This window comes from Variovorax sp. P4_D9 (genome assembly GCF_056401695.1).
In genome coordinates this window covers 1-18,785 of record NZ_JBFUIU010000086.1, presented here as the reverse complement: position 1 = coordinate 18,785, position 18,785 = coordinate 1, and the positions used below count along the sequence as shown (strand labels likewise).

Sequence of the window (18,785 nt, the reverse complement as noted above, 5' to 3'; positions counted from 1 at the left end):
CGCTCAATGCGCAGACGCACCTCACGGTCTCGGGCCGCTACAACCGCACTTCGGTCAACAATACCGATGGCCTCACGCCCGGTGGCGGCCCGGGCTCTCTGGATGGCCGCTACACCTTCAGCCGCCTCAACCCCGCAATCGGGCTGACCTTCGCACCGAGCCAAGCCGTCACGCTGTATGCGGGCGCCAACCAGGGCAGCCGGGCGCCGACGGCGATCGAGCTGGGTTGCGCCGATCCGACCAGCCCGTGCAAGCTGCCCAACTCCTTTGCCGGCGACCCACCGCTCAAGCAGGTGGTGACAACGTCCTTCGAGGCCGGCCTTCGCGGGGTGGTGCAGCCGAATACGACATGGAACTTCGGCGTGTTCCGTTCCGACAACCGCGATGACCTGTTGTTCGTGGCCGATGATTCGAGCGGCTTCGGCTACTTCAAGAACTTCGGCAAGACGCGCCGGCAGGGCATCGAACTGGGCCTGAACGCGCAGCCCACCGGCGGCCTGAGCTTGGGCGGCAATTTCATGCTGCTCGACGCGACCTATCGCAGCGTGGAAACCGTCGGTGGGTCGGGCAACAGCAGCAACGACCAGGCGCTGGCCGGCTTCCCGGGCACCGACGGCAATATCCAGATCCGGCCGGGCGACCGGATCCCGATGCTGCCGCGGCAAGTGCTCAAGCTGTATGCCGACCACGAGCCGAACGCGCAATGGCGCATCGGCCTGGACATGGTCGCGTCGAGCGGCGCCAACCTGCGCGGCAACGAGAACGGCCTGCACAGGGCTGACGGCGTGTACTACACCGGGCCGGGGCGCAGTTCGGGCTATGCCGTGTTCAACCTCGGAGTTGACTACAAGCCGCGGCCCGGGCTGAAGTTCTTCGTCCAGGTCGCCAACCTGTTCGACCGCAGGTACACGACCGGCGGCCAGCTTGGCACCGATGGTTTCACGGCCAGCGGGGCCTACATCGCGCGCGGGCTGCCGCGCAACGCCAACGGCGATTACCCGGTGAGCCGGGCCAGTCTGGTGTCGCCAGCCGCACCGCGCGCGGCCTGGGTGGGCGTGCGCTACACCTTCGGCGCCTGAAAGCGGAAGCTCAGGCCCGGTCGAGCCGAAGGCCAGGCGTGGCTTCCCAGCGGCCGGCCTTGTCGACCCACAAGGCGTCGACCTTCCACCGGCGCGCGAGTGCGCGCGCCTGCGACGGGCCGGCCACGAAGAACACCTTGGTGAGGGCGTCGGCCATGGCGCCGGTGTCGGCCGCGACAGTCACGGCCGAGAGCGCGGGCGGCGAATAGCCGGTGTGCGGGTCGAAGATGTGGTGATGGCGGCGGTCGGCGCTGAAAGTCGTGAGGGCGTCGGCCGAGGTGGCGATGCATCGACCATCCGTCATCAGCCGCGCGATCAACGCAGATTCTTCATGCGGGTCGGCGATGCCGAGCGTCCAGGGCCTTGCCTCGCTGTTGCGGCCGAGTGGTGCGAACTCACCCGCATCCACCAGCGCGTGGCGAATGCCGTGCGCAGCGAGCACGGCGCGCACATGATCGGCCGCGTAGCCCTGCGCGATGCCGTTGAGCGTTGCGCCCATGCCGGGCATGTCGAAGCGGATCAGACGCCGCGTGACGTCGAGTGCGCGCCAGTCCACCTTGGCGCGCGCCGCGTCCACCTCGCGCGATGCAGGCAGGCGTCCTGCGCGCCGCGCCCCGTCGAAGGCGAGCCACAGCGGCTGCACCGTGACGTCGAAGGCGCCGTCGCTGTCCCGGGAGACGGCATGGGCGATGTCGAGGATATCGACCAGCTCGGCGGGCGGCGAGTGCAGCCTGCCATCGCGATTGAGCAGAGAGAGGGCGCTGCCGGGGTTGAAGAGGCTCATCTGGCGCTCGATGCGGCGCAGCGCTTGCGTCCCCGCATCGAGGGCACGTTCCAGCGCCTCCGGATCTTCGTGCGCGGCTTGCAACGAGAGCGTGGCGCCAAAGCCCAGCATCGAACGCCGGCCCCAGTGCAGCGAGCTCAGCGCAGGTGCCAGGCCCGAGACGCCGGCCAGCGCACCCAGCCCCAGTGTGGCGCGCAGCCACTGTCGCCGCTTCATGCTTCGCTCCGGATCAGTGCCGGCAACGGGCGGATCGCGATGACCCGGTCGCGTCGACTGGCAATCAGCGGCGCGCAACGCTCGGGGCTGTCGTGGATCGCCACGCAGTCCAGGCACTGGAAGCACTCTTCGTAGACGATCGCGCCGCCGGGCCGGATGGCCTGGTACTCGCAGCGATGGCGGCAGGTCTGACACGGCGTGCCGCATTCACTGCGGCGTGGAATCCATCGCAGCAGGCGCATGCGGCCGAGCAGGGCCAGACMTGCACCCAGCGGGCACAGGTAGCGGCAAAATCCTTTGTAGAGAACGGCGTTCACGAGCAACAAGCCAAGCGCCCACGCCACGAACGGCCATGAACGCACGAAGTTCAGCGTGACCGCGGTCTTGAAGGGTTCGATCTCAACCGCCCGGTCGGTCCATGTCGGCGACACCACGGCCAGCCCGACGATGGCCGCGAGCACCGCGTATTTGAGCCCCTTGAGCTTCGCATCGAGCTCGCGGTGCAGCTTGATGYGCTGGATGCCGGCGCGTCGCGCGGCCTGGGCCACCAGTTCCTGCATGGCGCCGAACGGGCAGAGCCAGCCGCAGAAGGTGCCGCGTCCCCATAACACCAGCGTCGCCGCGACGAACGCCCACAGTGCCACCGTCATCGGGTCGTGCAGGAAGAAGGCCAGGTCGCGCCCGCCCAGGGCCGCCTGGATCAGCGCCGTGAGGTTGACGATCGACAACTGCCCCTGCGCAAACCAACCGATGAAGCCGAGTGTAAAGACGAGGTAGCCGGTGCGGAAGCGCGCCAGCCGTGTCGGCGTGGCGACGATCCATCTCGGTCGGGCCAGGACCACCGCCAGCAATGCCAGTGCACCGGCCAGCACCGTCAGCTCCCAGGCGCGCGAGCGCCAGATCCCGTGCCAGCCCTTGCTGTCGGTGTCGGGCAGGGTCAGCTGGCTGGCGGGCAGCGTGTAGGGCAGCGCAAAGCTGCGGCTGATGCGCTCGGGGTAGACCATGCCCTTGTCGCGCGTCACGCGCAGCGCGAAATCCAGCGTCTGCGCCGGGTCGAGGCCGGCCGGGCCGATCACGCGGAAGACTTTCGCATCGGCACCGCGCAGACTCGCCGGCAACGCGAGCGGGTCGTCCAGGTCGAGGTCGCGCAACTCCAGTGGCAGATCGCCTTGCTTCAGTGTCAGCCGGTCGGGTACCGCGCCGCGCACGAACTTGTCGCCGACGAAGGTGTAGGGGCCGGAGGCGATCACCAGCAGGGCATGGTCGCCGTCGTCGATGCGCCCGAGCAAGTGCTGCCAGCCGGCGTCCGAGAGCAGGTTGCGGCCCACCGGTGGCGCGTTGAGGTAGGCGACGTAGAGGTCGCAGAAGATCTCGCCCGCCTCGCCGGCGATGGGTTGCTGCTCGACACCGCTGCCTTCAAAGGCCTTCTCCACCGCACCCAAGGTGATCGACGCGTGCCGGATCAGGCCGGCCTTCAGCAGCGCGTCCCAATGCATCGGTGCATAGGTGTCGCGCCGCACCCGCGCAAGCAGCTCCGGGTCGCGCCCGGCCGCAAAGCCGAGTCTGGCCCGCGCCACATGCAGCGCGGCCGACAGTAGGCTCTGGTTGAGGATCCGCACCGAGGCCGTCGCCTTGGCCACGCCGTCGATGTAGACGTTGGCGCTGCCGCGCTCCTCGCCACGATTGGTGTTCGAGCCGATCTTGATGTTCTGCTGCAGCGACAGCCCCTTGTACTGGCCTGCAAAGCGAATGAGCGGCGCTTCGCCCAGTCCTTCGAGAAATACCGGCTCGTGGTGCGAGAGCACCTGCACGTCGAGGAAGCCGCCCTTGGGGTCGAGCGCGACCAGCAGGTTGAACGGCGTGCCGGAGAAGCCGGGGATGGCCGCGAAGTCGATCGACTCGAACACATAGCCTGCCAGCGCCGTCGCGGTCGCATCCTGCTTGAAGATGGGCCATACCGGGAGCTGCGCGTCCTGCTCGCCGACCACCAGCGGCGGCGGAAAGCGTTGCTGCAAGGTGGCGCGCGTCATCACCCCGGCCTGTGCATCGCTCGCGAGGCCTTGCAGGAATGCGATCAGCCAGACGACCCACTGCCGCGACATCGTCGTCACGCCGGGCCGAGACCCAGGCGATCCACGGTGCGTTTCTCGGCGGCATAGGCCTCGCGCATGCTGAGGCCGTAGTCGGCGCTGTCGAGGTAGACGACCTCCTGGTCGTACTTGGCCAGTTCGGCGATGTGCCGCGGGTCGAACAGCGCGCTCTTGAAGGCATCGTGCAGCCGCCGCACGATGGGGTCGGGCACGCCACGCGGCCCGGCCAGGCCATAGGGCGACATCGCGACGATGCCGTGGCCCAGTTCGCTCATGGTTGGCACATCGGGCCAGCGCCGGGAGCGGGCCGCGCCAAAGGTCGCCAGCAGGCGCAGGCGGCCCGAGTCGACGAAAGGTCCAAAGCCGTTGGCGTTGACGCCGGCCATGACCTGGCCGGACGAGAGCGCGATCAACTGCTCGGCCACGCCTTTGTACGGCACGTGGATGAAGCTCAGCCCGTGTCCGGCGAACAGCGCGTCGAGCACGACGTGGGGCGTGGTGCCGACGCCGTTGGTCGCGATGGTCATCCGGCCCGGGTCCGCCGCGGCATGGGCCAGCAGGTCGGCCACGCTGCGCAGCGGGCTGGCCGCGGGAACAAGCAGGCCGAAGGTCACGCCGCTCACCTGGATGATCGGCGTGGTGTCGCGGATTGGATCCCAGGCAACTTTCTGCGTCCAGGGCGCGCGAAATACCGGCTGCGGCATCTGCGCCAGCGTATAGCCGTCGGGCAGGGACTGTTGCAGGATCGGCATGGCGAGCGTGCCGCCGGCACCACCGCGGTTCTCGATGACGATGGGCTGGCCCAGTCGGCGGCCCGCCAACTCGGCCAGCACGCGCAAGCTGAGGTCTGTGCCGCCGCCGGCGGACCATGGCACCCACAGGAACACGGGGCGCTGCGGGAACGCGGCGTCACCTGGCTGCGTACGAACCCACGGAGAGGCCGTGACAGCCGCCAACGATGCGCCGAGGCGCAGCAGGCTGCGTCGTGTCGTCATGTGGCGCCCCGCTGCGTCAGCCCGCCGAAGCCGCGCTGCGGGTCGTAGCCCCGGCAGGCCAGCATGAAGCACACGACGAGGGTGCCCAGCACGACCAGCGGCGCGCTGCCCGGGTCCTTGTCGTAGAGCGCGAAGCGGATCCACTCGACCGCATGGGTGAACGGATTGAACTGCGCCACCCGATACACCCAGCTCGCGCCCGACTCCTCGAGCTTCCACAGCGGGTAGAGCGCGGTGGAAAGGAAGTACATCGGAAAGATCACGAAGTTCATCGTGCCGGCGAAGTTCTCCAGCTGCCGTACATAGACGGAGAGCAGCAGGCCGAGCGAAGCCAGCATCAGCGCCGAGGCGAGCGTGGCGAGGAGGGCATGCAGCAACGCGAGCGGTGCCATCGGCAGCGTGGTGCCGAGCAGCGCGGCCACCGCGACGAAGGCCAGCACCTGCACCAGGCTGAGCAGCGCGGTGGCGAGCATCTTCGACAGCAGAAGCCACCAGCGCGGCAGCGGCGCAGTCAGCAGCAGCCGCATCAGGCCCATCTCGCGGTCGTACACCATGGCCAGCGAAGATTGCATGCCGTTGAACAGCAGCACCATGCCGATCAGGCCCGGGGCGATGTAGATGTCGTAGGGGATGTAGGTGTCGTAGGGCTCGACGATCGCCACGCCGAAAACATTGCGAAACCCGGCCGCGAACACCGCGAGCCACAGCACCGGCCGCACCAGCGCCGAGACGAGGCGCGCCTTCTGCTGCCAGAACTTGAGCAGCTCGCGCATGACGATGGCGCGCATCGCCTGCAGCGCGTGGCCGATGTCGCCTTGGCGCCCGGCGCTCGTCATGGCGTGCCCTTGCATGGCGATTCCGGTGCGTCGGTGCCGAGCGTGTCGAGCACGTTCTTCGCGTGCATGACGCCGTCGACCGGTGCGGTGCCGATCACGGCGACGCCATCGGTCAGCAGCATCGGCTGGCGCAGCTGATGGTCCCAGGCACGGAAGCTCAGGCGAACGCCCTTGAAGCCGTCGAGCGTGAAGCCAGGCTGGTTGAGCGAAGCGTTCAGTCTCGCGGCCGTGGGTGCCGCGGGCTGCTCCAGCGCGGCATTCAACAAGGCCTTGGTGGCGATGTAGGCCGCCCAGTCGTGGCTGGTCATCGGGCGTTGCGTCACGCGGGCGAAGCGGCGCGCGAGCTGCGGCGCGCCGTAGCGCTCGAAATGCGACGCCCAGGCGAGTGCGGTCATGCCGGCATCGCCGACCACCGGGCGCGGCAGTGCGATGTGATAGGGCAATGTGCGCGCGAACTCGCCATCGCTGTCGATCACCCAGGCGACGTCATAGTCGCCGCCCACACCCGCGGTGCCGGTCAGCAGCATGGGGTTGGCCGATTCGCGCTCGCGCGGGTCGGCGGAGAGCGTGAAGGTCTTGGTCGCCACCTGCTTCAGGCCGTAGCGCTTCAGGGCGGCCTGCGCCAGGGCAAGCCGGATTGCATCCTCGGGTCGCGGACCGGAGATCAGGAGCACACGCATCCATTTGCGGGCGAGCAAGGCCTGCGCCAGGGCATCCGCGCGCATGCGCTCGCTCGGCAGCGTGTGGAACAGGTTGGCTCGACAACTTTGCTGGCGCGACGCATCGGCGCTATCGCCGACGTTGAACAGGGGCACGGCGGTCGCGGYCGACGCACCGGCGATCCATGCCGCAGGAAGGTCGAGCAGGGCGGCCGCCGTGCCGACCCCCTCGAGCTGGCGCAATTGGATGGCTGCGTCGTCCGCCGAGCTGGCCGCGCGCACGATGACGGCCACCTGCAAGCCCGCTGCCTCCAGTTCGAACTGGCTCTCCTGGACGGCCAGGTCGACGCCGTCGCGTGCGCGTCCACCGGGCTGGCCTGGGTAGGCGAGCGCGACACGCGCCGGCTCCAGGCGATCGTCGTCGGCGCGCTGCACGATACCGAGCGTCAACGTTGCGGCACAGGCCGAGCCGCCGGCCAGCGCCAGTGCCAGCGCCGCGATCGCGATCCGAGCCCACTCAGTCATCGACGACCACCGTGTGCGGCACGCGTCCAACGGCGATGGTCTTGATCGGCTTCGCGGTGGCGGCGTCGACCACCGTCATGTCATCCGACAAGCCGTTGACAACGAAAAGCCGTGAACCCTCACGATTGACCGCCACGCCCCAGGCCCGCTTGCCTACCAGCGCCAGGGCCCTCGTTGTGCGCGACGCCACGTCGACGAAGGCCACCTGGTTGGCACGGCCCAGTCCGACGTACATGGTCTTGCCATCGCGCGACAGGGTGATGCCGACCGGTGTGATGTCGTCGGGCCGCATGCCCTTGACCGCGAAGGGGACGGTGGCCAGCACCCTCAGCTCGCCGGTCGAGATCACGCTGACGCTGCTGCCCAGTTCGTTGGTCACCCACAGCTCGCTGCCGTCGGCCGAAAAGGCGAAGCGGCGCGGGCGTTGGCCGACCGGGATGTTCCGGATCACCTTGAGCGTGCCGGCGTCGATGACATGCACCATGTTCGCGACCTCCGAGCTAACGTACACGCGCTTGCCGTCGGGTGACACCTTGACACCCTCGGGTTCCTTGCCGACGGGCACGCCCTTGACCAGCTTCTTCGTCGTCAGGTCGAACACGTTGAGCGTGCCGTCATCCTCGGCCGACACATAGGCGGTGCTGCCGTCCGCCGAGAGGTCGAATACCTCCGGATCGTCGCCGAGCGGCGCGCTCGCGACCGACTTGCGCGTCGCCAGGTCGATGATGTCGGCGCGGCCCGAGTCGCTGCAGGCCACCATCAGCTGCGTGTCGCCGTTCAATCTTTGCATGTGGCGCGGACGCTTGCAGGTCGGGATGACGCCGACGACGGCCAGCGTCCTCAGGTCCACCATGGTGATCGCGTGGTCCTTCTCGCTGGAGACGAAGGCGAGCTGGCTGTCTCTGGCTGCCGCGGGCAGCGTGATGAGCGCGGCGGCGAGCGCCAGCAGGGGGAGGATGTACTTGATCATGCTGTCTTGTCTCGAGAGGGGCCAGGGCTATCGCGTGGCGTTCAGGAACGCCGCCTCCAGCGTCGCGCCGCCCAGGTCGGCCTTGACGTCGGCGGGGGTGCCATTCGCGAGCAGGCGGCCGCGGTGCAGCACCAGCACGCGGTCGGCATGCTCGGCTTCCGACACCCGATGCGTCGCCCACAGCACTGTCACGCCGCGTTGGCGGACCTCGTCCTGCAAGCCGTCGATCAAATCGCGGCGCGATTGGGGGTCGAGCCCGACCGTGGCTTCGTCCATCAGCAGCAGATCGGGCCGGTGCAGCAGGGCGCGCACCAGCTCGACCTTGCGCCGGTTGCCGCCCGACAGTTCCCGCACGCTGCGCTGCATGTCCGCCATGAGTCCGAAGCGCGCCGCCTCGAAGGCAATGCGCTCGCGCGACACGTGCGACGGCAGGCCTTGCAGGTCGGCATGGAATTGCAGGTTGCGCGCAATGCTCAGGTCGAAGTCCAGCGACTGCTGCTGGAACACCACGCCAATGTGCGCCAGCGCGCGGCGGGCGTCGGTGCGCATCGACAGGCCCGCCACCTCGACGTCGCCCTCATCGGCCGCGAACAGGCCGGTCAGCACCTGGAACAGCGTCGACTTGCCCGCTCCATTGGGTCCCAGAAGCACGACGAAGCCGCCGCGTGCGATCGACAGGCTCAGCGCATCCAGCGCGACGCGCGTTCCGTAGCGTTGCGTGAGGCCGTGGATCTTCAACATGCGAGGGCCCCCGTAGGGCTGCAGGCCAGCGAGTTCTCGTCGCTGCGAAACATCAGGCCCGCGCCGCGCCTGGCACCCGGCACGAAGCGCAACGCGTGCGTGGATGTGCCGTCGGCGCGCGCCATGGCGGCCGCGTCCAGCATGTCGTCGATGCGGCCGCGATTCGCGCTCTTCGGGCATACGGGGTCGGTCGCCGCCGCGTCGCCCGTGACCAGAAAGGCTTGGCAGCGACAGCCGCCGAAGTCATGATGCCGTTCGTCGCAACCGCTGCAGGTCGGGTCCATCCAGGCCTGGCCGCGGTAGCGGTTGAAGGCTTCACTGTCGTGCCAGGCTTCGCGCACGGACATCGACCGCAGGTTCGGCAGCGCCGGACCGGGCAGCATGCGGGCGCTGTGGCAAGGCATGGCAACACCATCCGGCGCGACGACCATGAACACCGCGCCCCAGCCGGCCATGCACGGCTTGGGCTTGGCGTCCGCATAGTCGGGCGAGACCCAGATGATCTTCATCCGGCCGGCCAGCCTTGCCTGGTGCGTCTGGACGATGGCCTCCGCATCGCGCAGTTCGGCCGCAGTCGGCATGAGCGCGACGCGGTTGAGCCAGGCCCAGCCGTAGTACTGGGTGTTGGCCAGTTCGAGGAAGTCCGCGCCCATGCGCTCGGCCATCTCGATGATGCGGTCGACATGCTGCAGGTTGAAGCGGTGCATCACGCAGTTCAGCACCATCGGATAGCCCTCGGCCTTGATGATGCCGGCCACCTTCGATTTCAGTTCGAAAGTCTTCGTGGAACTGAGGAAGTCGTTGAGCTCGCGCGTCGAGTCCTGGAACGAGAGCTGGATATGGTCGAGGCCGGCTGCCTTCAGTGCTTTGGCGCGCGCGCTGGTGAGGCCGACGCCGGAGGTGATGACGTTGGTGTAGAAGCCGAGCCCGCGGGCGTGCGCCACGAGTTCCTCGAGGTCGTCGCGCAGCAGCGGCTCGCCGCCCGAGAAGCCGAGCTGCACGGCGCCGAGTGCGCGTGCTTCGGCCAGCACCCGCCGCCAGCTCGCGGTGTCGAGTTCCTCATCGTGACGCGCATAGTCGACCGGGTTCGAGCAGAACGCGCAGTGCAGTGGGCAGCGATAGGTCAGCTCCGCCAGCAGCCAGAGCGGCGGCCGAACCGTGCCGTGGCCCGGGGATGTCATGGCCGCGCCTCCTGCAGCCAGCCACGTTGCAGCGCCTGGCTCAGGAACACGACAACGTCGTCGCGCAGAGCTGTCTGCGCAAAGGCGATCTCGAGCTCGGTGACGATCTCGTCCACGCTGCGCCGACCGTCGCAACGCTGCAGGATCTCGGCCGCCGGGGCGTTGAGGCGCACCATCCCCTCGGGATAGAGCAGGACCCAGCTGTCCTGCGTCGGCTCGAACTGCATCCGGTACAGGGCCGACATGCGGGGGTGGGCGTCGGGCGTGATCATGGTCGTTGTGCCTCGGGCATGTCGTCGGGAAAGGCGCGCTCGATCGCGTCGAGCATCGACCAGAGGATGTCGAGCTTGAAGTGCAGGATGGCCAGCGCGCGCTCCTGGCGTGCGCGCGTGGTGCACCAGCGCCGCGCGACCTCGAGTCCGTGTTCGACATCGCGCGTGGCGAGCGGGATGCGGCTGCGGAAGTAGGCCAGGCCCCGGGTGTCGATCCACGGGTACAGCGTGGGCCAGCCGGCCAGGCGGTCGGCATGGATCTTCGGCGCGAACATCTCGGTCAGCGACGAGATGGCGGCTTCCTCCCACGGGCGCTGCCGCGCGAAGTTGACATAGGCGTCGACCGCAAAGCGCACGGCCGGTTGCACGTGGCGATGCGACCAGAGGTCGATCGGGTCCAGGCCCACGGCCTCGCCAAGGCGGACCCAGGCCTCGATGCCGCCGGCGTCATCGCCCGTGTAGTCGCCGCGGCCGTCGTGGTCGAGCATGCGCAGGATCCAGCGGCGGCGCTCGGCCCGGTCGTCGCAGTTGGACATCACCGCCGCGTCCTTGCGCGGAATGTTGACCTGGTAATAGAAGCGGTTGGCCACCCAGGCGCGCACCTGGAAGGGCTGCAGTTCGCCGCGATTGAGCCGCTGGTTGAAGCGATGGTGGATGTGGTAGCGCGACTCGCAGGCGCGCAGGCGGGCCTCGAACTCGTCGAAGGCCCACAGGCGCTGCAATTCGTTTCGTGCTGCCTCGCGCGGGTTCAGGGGGGCCGCCAGGGTTGCTGTCATAGCGTGATCTCCATGCCGTCGTACGCCACTTCGATGCCATGGCGGTCGAGCATGCGGCGCTGCACGCTCGCCTCGTCCAGGATCGGGTTGCTGTTGTTGATGTGAATGAGAACCTTGCGCCGCGCGGCGGTGGCCAGCATCACGTCGACCATGCCGATGCGGGCGTCGCTGCCGATCTGCGGCAGATGGCCCATCTCGCTGGCCGTCTTGCTGCTGAGGCCAGCGTGCTGCATCTCGTCCTCGACCCAGAAGGTGCCGTCGACGAGGAGGCAGTCGGCGCCGTGCATCCACTCCAGTTCGTGCGCGCCGACCTCCGCCAGGCCCGGCGAATAAAACAGGCGCCCGCCGTCATCGAGGTCTTCAATCAGCAGCGCGATGTTGTCTCCGACCGTTTGCTCGCGGCGGTGTGGCGAGTAGGGTGGGGCCTTGCCCGGAATGGCCACCGCGGTGAAGCGCAACGACGGAAACCCGTCGACCGTGAAGGCGGTGCTGGTCTCCGTGCCGGCCACCGGCAGCATGTGCCAGCGGGTGCCGCAATAGTGTTCGAGCACGCTGAGTACCGGGAAGACGGTGGTCAGGTCTTCGAAGACGCAGGGCGTCGCATAGATGTCGATGCACGGGCCTTCGCGCATGCCGAGCAGGCCGGTGACATGGTCGATTTGCGCATCCATCAACACCACCGCCTTGATCGGCGTGTTGCGCAAGCCCTGGCGTGGATGCAGTTGCGGATGGCTGCGCAACTGCTGTCCGATGTCGGGCGAGGCATTGAGCAGCACCCACGATTCGCCGTCGCTCGACACGGCGATTGAGCTCTGGGTGCGCGCATGGGCGGTGAGCCCGCCAAGGCGCTGGCCGGCGCATTGCCGGCAGTTGCAGTTCCATTGCGGAAATCCGCCGCCGGCGCCGGATCCGAGCACGAGTATTTTCATGATGAGGAGAGAAGATTCGGGCCGGCGGCAGGACGGCGAGAGGCCGTACCGCCGCCGGCTTGAACAGCTCAGCGGTGCGAGATGTACATCGTGATCTCGAAGCCGAAGCGCATGTCTTCAAACGCGGGTTGCGACCATTGCATGGAGTCTCCTTCGTTGCGGAACAGGCCCAGGCGGAATTGCCTTGTGGTGCCGGTGCTGTTCCGCAAATCGCGTGCCCGGGGCGGCATGGCGCAGCGCGCGCGAAAAGACTCGGGATTGCCCTTATGCCGAAGGCCTTGGAGGGCGCGATTGCGAGCTCGGCAGGCCTCCGGTCGCAGGCGCCGACGAATGGTGTTCCAGGCTGGTACAGCGCCGTGCTACGGCGGTACAGGGTAATCCCTTAGGGCCGATATGCGCTGGCGCGCTTCACTTGGCCCAGCGAAGCTTGCGATAGATGGTGTTGCGGCTGATGCCGAGATGCTTCGACGCCACCGAGATGTTCCCGTTGGCAGCGGCAAGGGCGTTTCGGATCAGCTCGACTTCGGCCTCGCCGAGCGTGCGCGGCGCAGCGGGCTCGGTCATGGCGGGTGGCGGCGCCGGCGCAATGATCGGCTCCGCTGCGCGCTCCTCGGGCAGAGCCGGGGAATGCACGGGGACGGCGTAGGCCGYGGGTGGCGCGACAGGCATCGCCACCGAAGGTGTGGGCTCCCGCCCCTGTCGCAAGCACCGCACATCCTCCAGGAAGTCATCCGAAAGATGGTGCTCGGCGATCTGGCCTTCGCCGGCGGCCATGACGGACGCGGTGCGCAGCACGTTGGCGAGCTGGCGCACGTTGCCCGGCCACGCGTAGGCCTTGAAAAGCGCCATCACCGGCGCGCTGATGTCCGGTGTGCCATGCGGGCACTCGGCCAGCAGGATGCGGCGCGCCACCACGGCGAGGTCGCAACGCTCGCGCAGTGCAGGCAGCTTGACCACGAGGCCGTTCAGGCGGTAATACAGGTCTTCGCGGAACGAGCCCGCTTCGATCATGTCGCGCAGCTTGCGGTGCGTCGCGCCGATCACCGCGATGTCCACCGGAATCGACTTGAGACTTCCCAGCGGCGTCACGTTGCGCTCCTGCAGCACACGCAGCAGACGGGCCTGCAGGGCCAGCGGCATGTCGCCGATCTCGTCGAGGAACAAGGTGCCGCCATTGGCCTGCACGATTCGACCGACCGCTCCCTTGCGGCGCGCGCCGGTGAAGGCGCCGTCTTCGTAGCCGAACAGTTCGGCCTCGATCAGCGACTCGGGAATCGACGCACAGTTGACGGCCACGAAGGGCTGCTTGGCCCGGTTCGAATCCTGGTGGACGGCGCGCGCCAGCAGCTCCTTGCCCGTGCCTGTCTCACCGAGAATCAGCAGCGGGATGTCGCGGTTGATGACGCGCTGCACCTTCTGCACCAGCGCACCGATCTGCGGATCGCCGGTGTTCAGATAGTGCAGGCCCGAGAACAGCGTGCCGTCCGCGGAATTGGCCGTGTCGCCGGCCAGCGTGCCCGAGCGCTTGCTGCTCTCGGCCACGGCCGCCCGGTGATCGACGACCCCATCGGCTGCGGCCCGCGAAAAGGTCGGTTCCATGACCATCGAGCGCTGTGGCCCGTTGAACCGTGCGTTGACATGAAACTGCCGCCCGCCGGCAAGGCTCAGCGTCATCGGCACGGGCAAGGGCGTGCGGAAGTGGTCGAACACCGCTGAAGCGGTCGTGCCGAACAGGCTGGTGAGGCTGTGCATGCGCAGTGCGGCGCTGCTCATGTCGAGCTGGTCGAGCGCGCTGCGATTGGCGCCAAGGATCTTGCCGTCCGCGCCGACCACGATGATCCCCTCGAGCAGCGTGCCAATGAACTCCACACGGCTATGGAAGTGCAGGCGAAGCCGGTTGCCATAGTCGTCCGACAACCACTGGTTTTCGATCATGCGCGCCGACATGCGCACCAGGCCCATCGTGTGCTGGTGGTAAGAGCGCTGGTCGCCGGTGACGTCGAGGACGCCGAGCATGTTGCCGCGCGGGTCGAAGATGGGCGCCGCTGAGCAGGTCAGGAAATGGTTGGCGTGGATGAAATGCTCGCCGCCGTGAACTACGGTGGGAGCCTCCTCGAACAACGCGGTGCCGATGGCGTTGGTGCCCTTGGAGTGTTCCGCCCAGTTGACGCCCGGCGTCAGGGCGACCTTGTCGGCGCGCTGCAGGAACTTGTCGTCGCCGACGGAATGAAGGATGGTGCCTGTCACGTCGGCCAGGACGATCATGCTTTCGGTGTTGACGATCTGCTCGAACAGCATTTCCATCACCGGCGCGGCGTGGGTGAACAGGCGCTGGTTTCGTTCCCGCGCCACGGTGAGATCGATGCGCGCCAAGGGCTCGAAGTCGGGCCGCTCGATGCGCGTTAGGCCGAGCGCCGAGCAGCGTTGGTGCCACTGCTCGATCAACTCCGTACGCGCCGGCTGCTGGGGGACGGGTAGCACTGTGGGCGTGGTCCAGGTCCTGGCACTCGTGGCCAGCGCACGGTGGGTGTCAACCATTTGTCTGTCTCCTCTGCCTCTATGCGAGCAGCTTGTCTCGTTCGATAAACATTGTGTCGTCGGCCAACGTGTCCCGTTTTGATACAGCGCAAGCCGACCCCCGCTGTTACATGCCGGCTGCCAAACGGCAGGATGCCACATGCCGGGACTTTCCTCGCAATTTGTGTACCCGGGTGCAACAACTCGGCGTGGCACGGCGTTTGCGGATTCGGCCATGTTTCTACATTTTCATGAACGGAGACTGACATGACGAGTTTCGATCCGAAGGAAGGGCGGCTCCTAAGCAGCCTGAGTCACCAGAGGGCACCGTGGAGCCGGGCGGCCCGCAAGGCCGGCGCGCTGTTCGCTGCAGCGGCCTGCATGACCGGCGCCACCCTGGCCTGGTCGCATGGGGACGTGACGCCGCAAGCCGTGGACACCACCGGGCTGCCTGAACTGGGCAAGGAATGGCGCCCGGAGAACCCCTATCGCGGCAACGCACCAGCCATCAAGATCGGCACCTCCGCCTACAACCAGAACTGCGCGCGCTGCCATGGCATCGAGGCGATCTCCGGCGGCATAGCACCCGATCTGCGCAAGATCGACAACGACTGCGCGGCGCTGAAGGATGCCGCGAAGAAGGCCGCCTGCATCAAGGAGATCGACGACTACTTCTTGAGCACCGTGCGCCACGGCCGCACGCGCAATGGCGCGGTCTACATGCCGCCGTTCGAAGGCATGATGAGCCAGGAGGCGATCTGGTCGATCAAGGCCTACCTCGAGACCCGTCGCGAAAAGCCGATGTAGGAACCAAGCATGCACGCCTATCTGCCGTCGCGCCGCGACTGCCTGCGTTGGCTCGGTGCGGCCGGCCTGGCGGGCGCGCCGCTGATCTCGAGCGCCGCGCCGCTGGACCGCATCCGCGAGCGCGGGACGCTCACTGTGGCGCTCTACAAGGACATGCCGCCATTCCACGTCGACGGCAGGGGCATCGACGTGGAACTGGCGCAGGCGCTGGCGGACGCGCTTGGCGTCAAGCTGTCGGTGCTGCCTTTCAACGCCGACGAGAACATGGGCGACGACCTGCGCAACATGGTTTGGCGCGGGCACTACCTCGGTTTTGGTCCGGCCGACGTGCTCATGCACGTGCCGGTCGACAAGCCGCTGATCGACGAGACGCCGCAGGCCCGCATCCTTGCGCCGTACTGGCGCGAGCGCGTCGTGCTGGCACGGCAACTCGACCGCCTGGCGCAACTCGACAGCTTGTCCGCCCTGGGCGATGCGAAGGTGGCGGTGCCCGGGCAGACGCTGGCCGGCTGGTTGATGATCGGCGCCGATGGCGGGGCCTATCGCAACCAGCTCTTCACGCAATGGAAGGACGGCACCGAGGCCGCGCGCGCCCTGCAGCGTGGCGAGGTGGCCGCCGCCGCGGGTCTGGCGTCGGAGATGGAGTCRGTGCTGCGTGGCGATGCGCGCTTTGCGATCGCGCCCCTGCCGTCGCCGCGTGCCCAACGCAATGGCTGGGCGGTGGGAATGGCGGTGAAGAAGGACGCGACCGACCTGGCGCAGGCACTGCAAGCCGGTGTCGACGAGCTCGCCGCCAGCGGGCGGCTGCGCAAGATGTTCGAACGCGCCAACGTCGCCTGGCTGGCGCCTTGAAGAGACAGGGCCAGGGTCCGGCTACGGCCGGCCCTGCGCCTGCAGCGCTTGCCACTCGGCGTCTTCGTACAGGCGCGAGCGCGTCAGGAAGCGCAGTCCGGTCGGGCGTTCCAGCGAGAACATCCCGCCGTTGCCCGGCACCGCATCGATAATCAGGTGCGTGTGCTCCCAGTACTCGAACTGGGATCGGCTCATGTAGAAGGGCGTGTCCGCGATCTCGCCGAGGCAGACGTCGGCATCGCCCGTGATGAACTCGCCCCGCGTGAAGCACATCGGCGCGCTGCCATCGCAGCAGCCCCCCGACTGGTGAAACATCAACGGGCCATGTTGCGCGCGCAGACGCTCGATGAGCGCCTGCGCGGCCGGCGTCACGGACACGCGACCCACCCGGGCCATGGCCGGTTCATGTGCTTGCGTGCCGGACGCCATGTGCCGCCCGCTCAGAAGAAGCCCAGCTTGTTCGGGCTGTAGCTCACCAGCAGGTTCTTGGTCTGCTGGTAGTGGTCGAGCATCATCTTGTGGTTCTCGCGGCCGATGCCCGACTGCTTGTAGCCGCCGAAGGCCGCATGGGCCGGGTACTGGTGATAGCAGTTGGTCCAGACCCGACCTGCCTGGATGCCACGGCCCATGCGGAAGGCGCGTGCGCCGTCGCGGCTCCACACGCCGGCGCCCAGGCCGTACAGCGTGTCGTTCGCGATCTCGAGTGCCTCCTCCTCGGTCTTGAAGGTCGTCACCGACACCACCGGCCCGAAGATCTCCTCCTGGAAGATGCGCATCTTGTTGTGGCCCTTGAACACGGTCGGCTTGATGTAGTAGCCCGCCGCCAGTTCGCCGTCCTTCACGTTTCGCTCGCCGCCGGTCAGGCACTGCGCGCCTTCCTGCTTGCCGAGGTCGATGTACGAGAGGATCTTTTCCATCTGCTCCTGCGAGGCCTGCGCGCCCAGCATGGTGGCGGTGTCCAGTGGGTGGCCCTGCGAGATCGCCTCGACGCGCTTGATCGCGCGTTCCATGAAGCGGTCGTAGATCGATTCCTGGATCAGCGCGCGGCTCGGGCAGGTGCAGACCTCGCCCTGGTTCAGCGCGAACATCGCGAATCCTTCCAGCGCCTTGTCGAAGAAGGCGTCGTCGGCCGCGAGCACGTCCTCGAAGAAGATGTTGGGCGACTTGCCACCGAGCTCCAGCGTGACCGGGATCAGGTTCTGGCTCGCGTACTGCGAGATCAGCCGGCCGGTGGTCGTCTCGCCGGTGAAGGCGATTTTGGCGATGCGCGGACTCGACGCGAGTGGCTTGCCGGCTTCCAGGCCAAAGCCGTTGACGACGTTGAGCACGCCCGGGGGCAGCAGGTCGCCGATGATCTCCATCAGCACCAGGATCGACGCGGGCGTTTGCTCGGCCGGCTTCAGCACGACGCAGTTGCCCGCGGCCAGTGCCGGTGCCAGTTTCCACACCGCCATCAGGATCGGAAAGTTCCACGGAATGATCTGGCCCACCACACCGAGCGGCTCATGGAAATGGTACGCGTAGGTCTCGTGGTCGATCTCGCTGATGCCGCCTTCCTGGGCCCGCACGCACGATGCGAAGTAGCGAAAGTGGTCGATGGCCAGCGGCATGTCGGCGGCCAGGGTCTCGCGCAGCGGCTTGCCGTTGTCGAGCGTCTCGGCCACGGCCAGCGTCCGCAGGTTCTGCTCCATGCGATCGGCGATCTTAAGCAGGATGTTGGCGCGCTCGGTTGGCGACGTGCGGCCCCAGGCGGCCTTGGCCTTGTGCGCGGCATCCAGCGCCGCCTCGATGTCCTTGGCGTTCGAGCGCGGGATGCTCGTGAAGGGCTGGCCGGTCACCGGCGTCAGGTTGTCGAAGTACTGGCCGTCGATCGGCGCGACCCACTGGCCGCCGATGTAGTTGCCGTATTGCTTCTTGTAGGGGTTCGCAATGCCGAGATTGCGCATTTCTGCCATGTCCATGAAATCATCTCCGTTGAAGTTGAGGAAGGAACGCGTGGACTGCTTCGCAATCGGCGGGCCAGCGCGTGCCAACGCGTGCCAGCGGATGCAAGTCGTTGTCAGGCAACGGATTTGGATCGGAGTGCTCCACGGCGGCGTGACCGCATTGCGCCAGGCGCTGTGCCGAAGCGGAGCAAGATGTTGCAAATTGAACCAGTGCCGCGCGCTCGCGCATGGGCATCGAACTTGCGCGCTTCGTTCCGATTCAATCGACTGAAGGAAGAGAGACGAAGCAATGACGAAGATCACATCGAAGCGCATCGAGTCCGTCTTGATCGAGACCCGCGTGTTTGCCCCCGACGCCACCGCCAGCGCGGGCGCGCGCATCCCCAGCATGGCGGCCTACGACGCCCTCTGCAAGGAGGCCGCCGACGACTTCGACGGCTTCTGGGCCCGCCAGGCCAAGGCCAACGTGGTGTGGAGCAAGCCCTTCACACGCACGCTCGACGAGTCGGACGCGCCCTTCTACAAGTGGTTCGAGGACGGCGAACTTAACGCCTCGGCCAACTGCCTGGACAAGCACATCGGCACGCCGGTCGAGAACAAGACCGCGATC

The 18,785-nt window shown here is 67.5% G+C and carries 19 protein-coding genes; 4 read left to right on the top strand and 15 right to left on the bottom strand.

Annotation, left to right across the window (positions count from 1 at the left end; genetic code table 11):
• Positions 1 to 1,079: TonB-dependent receptor (locus tag AC1DY5_RS12360; RefSeq protein WP_478111626.1), on the top strand; the 1,079-nt coding region annotated here is incomplete at its 5' end.
• 10 nt (positions 1,080 to 1,089) lie between these two features.
• Here AC1DY5_RS12360 and AC1DY5_RS12355 read toward each other — a convergent pair.
• The 13 genes from AC1DY5_RS12355 to AC1DY5_RS12295 all read right to left on the bottom strand — a co-directional run bounded on the left by AC1DY5_RS12355 (position 1,090) and on the right by AC1DY5_RS12295 (position 14,591).
• Positions 1,090 to 2,079 carry an FAD:protein FMN transferase gene (locus AC1DY5_RS12355; RefSeq protein ID WP_478111624.1) on the bottom strand — a complete coding sequence of 330 codons (990 nt, stop codon included), beginning with the start codon at positions 2,077 to 2,079 and terminating at the stop codon, positions 1,090 to 1,092.
• Positions 2,076 to 4,181, bottom strand: coding sequence for a 4Fe-4S binding protein (locus tag AC1DY5_RS12350; protein WP_478111630.1), 2,106 nt, complete (start codon positions 4,179 to 4,181; stop codon positions 2,076 to 2,078). Before AC1DY5_RS12350 ends, AC1DY5_RS12355 begins: the two co-directional genes overlap by 4 nt.
• 5 nt (positions 4,182 to 4,186) lie before the next feature.
• The gene (locus tag AC1DY5_RS12345; RefSeq protein ID WP_478111623.1) at positions 4,187 to 5,164 is read right to left on the bottom strand and encodes a Bug family tripartite tricarboxylate transporter substrate binding protein; all 978 of its coding nucleotides are present in this window, start codon (positions 5,162 to 5,164) and stop codon (positions 4,187 to 4,189) included.
• Positions 5,161 to 6,000, bottom strand: a complete 840-nt coding sequence (locus AC1DY5_RS12340) for an ABC transporter permease (RefSeq protein ID WP_478111621.1) — start codon at positions 5,998 to 6,000, stop codon at positions 5,161 to 5,163. The genes AC1DY5_RS12345 and AC1DY5_RS12340 overlap by 4 nt, the downstream gene beginning before the upstream one ends.
• A complete protein-coding gene (locus AC1DY5_RS12335) occupies positions 5,997 to 7,184 on the bottom strand; it encodes a type 1 periplasmic-binding domain-containing protein (RefSeq protein ID WP_478111620.1) in 1,188 nt (395 codons plus the stop codon). Before AC1DY5_RS12335 ends, AC1DY5_RS12340 begins: the two co-directional genes overlap by 4 nt.
• Entirely contained in the window at positions 7,177 to 8,154 is a 978-nt protein-coding gene (locus AC1DY5_RS12330; protein ID WP_478111618.1) for a PQQ-dependent catabolism-associated beta-propeller protein, read from the bottom strand. The genes AC1DY5_RS12335 and AC1DY5_RS12330 overlap by 8 nt, the downstream gene beginning before the upstream one ends.
• 27 nt (positions 8,155 to 8,181) lie before the next feature.
• Positions 8,182 to 8,895 (bottom strand): ATP-binding cassette domain-containing protein, encoded by a 714-nt coding sequence (locus AC1DY5_RS12325; protein WP_478111616.1) that lies wholly within the window; start codon positions 8,893 to 8,895, stop codon positions 8,182 to 8,184.
• Positions 8,889 to 10,076, bottom strand: a complete 1,188-nt coding sequence (gene pqqE / locus AC1DY5_RS12320; protein ID WP_478111614.1) for a pyrroloquinoline quinone biosynthesis protein PqqE — start codon at positions 10,074 to 10,076, stop codon at positions 8,889 to 8,891. Before pqqE ends, AC1DY5_RS12325 begins: the two co-directional genes overlap by 7 nt.
• Positions 10,073 to 10,348 (bottom strand): pyrroloquinoline quinone biosynthesis peptide chaperone PqqD, encoded by a 276-nt coding sequence (gene pqqD / locus AC1DY5_RS12315; protein ID WP_478111612.1) that lies wholly within the window; start codon positions 10,346 to 10,348, stop codon positions 10,073 to 10,075. The genes pqqE and pqqD overlap by 4 nt, the downstream gene beginning before the upstream one ends.
• The gene (pqqC, locus tag AC1DY5_RS12310; RefSeq protein ID WP_478111610.1) at positions 10,345 to 11,124 is read right to left on the bottom strand and encodes a pyrroloquinoline-quinone synthase PqqC; all 780 of its coding nucleotides are present in this window, start codon (positions 11,122 to 11,124) and stop codon (positions 10,345 to 10,347) included. Before pqqC ends, pqqD begins: the two co-directional genes overlap by 4 nt.
• Positions 11,121 to 12,053 (bottom strand): pyrroloquinoline quinone biosynthesis protein PqqB, encoded by a 933-nt coding sequence (pqqB, locus tag AC1DY5_RS12305; protein WP_478111608.1) that lies wholly within the window; start codon positions 12,051 to 12,053, stop codon positions 11,121 to 11,123. The genes pqqC and pqqB overlap by 4 nt, the downstream gene beginning before the upstream one ends.
• Before the next feature lie 68 nt (positions 12,054 to 12,121).
• Entirely contained in the window at positions 12,122 to 12,196 is a 75-nt protein-coding gene (gene pqqA, locus AC1DY5_RS12300; RefSeq protein ID WP_081781751.1) for a pyrroloquinoline quinone precursor peptide PqqA, read from the bottom strand.
• A gap of 265 nt (positions 12,197 to 12,461) precedes the next feature.
• Entirely contained in the window at positions 12,462 to 14,591 is a 2,130-nt protein-coding gene (locus AC1DY5_RS12295) for a sigma-54-dependent Fis family transcriptional regulator (protein WP_478111607.1), read from the bottom strand.
• 360 nt (positions 14,592 to 14,951) lie between these two features.
• Between AC1DY5_RS12295 and pedF the strand changes: the two genes are divergently transcribed.
• Together pedF and AC1DY5_RS12285 are read left to right on the top strand one after the other, a co-directional pair.
• On the top strand, positions 14,952 to 15,377 hold the full coding sequence (pedF, locus tag AC1DY5_RS12290) for a cytochrome c-550 PedF (RefSeq protein ID WP_478111628.1): 426 nt from the start codon (positions 14,952 to 14,954) through the stop codon (positions 15,375 to 15,377).
• A 9-nt stretch (positions 15,378 to 15,386) separates the two neighbouring features.
• Positions 15,387 to 16,229 (top strand): substrate-binding periplasmic protein, encoded by an 843-nt coding sequence (locus AC1DY5_RS12285; protein ID WP_478111606.1) that lies wholly within the window; start codon positions 15,387 to 15,389, stop codon positions 16,227 to 16,229.
• A gap of 21 nt (positions 16,230 to 16,250) precedes the next feature.
• Here AC1DY5_RS12285 and AC1DY5_RS12280 read toward each other — a convergent pair whose 3' ends face one another.
• Both AC1DY5_RS12280 and adh read right to left on the bottom strand, forming a co-directional pair.
• Positions 16,251 to 16,625, bottom strand: a complete 375-nt coding sequence (locus tag AC1DY5_RS12280) for a DUF779 domain-containing protein (protein WP_478111604.1) — start codon at positions 16,623 to 16,625, stop codon at positions 16,251 to 16,253.
• 44 nt (positions 16,626 to 16,669) lie between these two features.
• A complete protein-coding gene (gene adh, locus AC1DY5_RS12275; protein ID WP_478111603.1) occupies positions 16,670 to 18,190 on the bottom strand; it encodes an aldehyde dehydrogenase in 1,521 nt (506 codons plus the stop codon).
• A gap of 274 nt (positions 18,191 to 18,464) precedes the next feature.
• On the opposite strand from adh, the gene AC1DY5_RS12270 reads away from it, so the two are divergent.
• The coding region (locus tag AC1DY5_RS12270) for an acetyl-coenzyme A synthetase N-terminal domain-containing protein (protein ID WP_478111601.1) at positions 18,465 to 18,785 on the top strand (321 nt) is incomplete at its 3' end.

Bases quoted from the DNA above. Each gene is read 5' to 3' on its own strand.
- AC1DY5_RS12355 (WP_478111624.1), bottom strand. From the start codon at position 2,079: ATGAAGCGGCGACAGTGGCTGCGCGCCACACTGGGGCTGGGTGCGCTG.
- AC1DY5_RS12345 (WP_478111623.1), bottom strand. From the start codon at position 5,164: ATGACGACACGACGCAGCCTGCTGCGCCTCGGCGCATCGTTGGCGGCT.
- AC1DY5_RS12340 (WP_478111621.1), bottom strand. From the start codon at position 6,000: ATGACGAGCGCCGGGCGCCAAGGCGACATCGGCCACGCGCTGCAGGCG.
- AC1DY5_RS12330 (WP_478111618.1), bottom strand. From the start codon at position 8,154: ATGATCAAGTACATCCTCCCCCTGCTGGCGCTCGCCGCCGCGCTCATC.
- AC1DY5_RS12325 (WP_478111616.1), bottom strand. From the start codon at position 8,895: ATGTTGAAGATCCACGGCCTCACGCAACGCTACGGAACGCGCGTCGCG.
- pqqE (WP_478111614.1), bottom strand. From the start codon at position 10,076: ATGACATCCCCGGGCCACGGCACGGTTCGGCCGCCGCTCTGGCTGCTG.
- pqqD (WP_478111612.1), bottom strand. From the start codon at position 10,348: ATGATCACGCCCGACGCCCACCCCCGCATGTCGGCCCTGTACCGGATG.
- pqqC (WP_478111610.1), bottom strand. From the start codon at position 11,124: ATGACAGCAACCCTGGCGGCCCCCCTGAACCCGCGCGAGGCAGCACGA.
- pqqB (WP_478111608.1), bottom strand. From the start codon at position 12,053: ATGAAAATACTCGTGCTCGGATCCGGCGCCGGCGGCGGATTTCCGCAA.
- pedF (WP_478111628.1), top strand. From the start codon at position 14,952: ATGACCGGCGCCACCCTGGCCTGGTCGCATGGGGACGTGACGCCGCAA.
- AC1DY5_RS12280 (WP_478111604.1), bottom strand. From the start codon at position 16,625: ATGGCCCGGGTGGGTCGCGTGTCCGTGACGCCGGCCGCGCAGGCGCTC.
- adh (WP_478111603.1), bottom strand. From the start codon at position 18,190: ATGGACATGGCAGAAATGCGCAATCTCGGCATTGCGAACCCCTACAAG.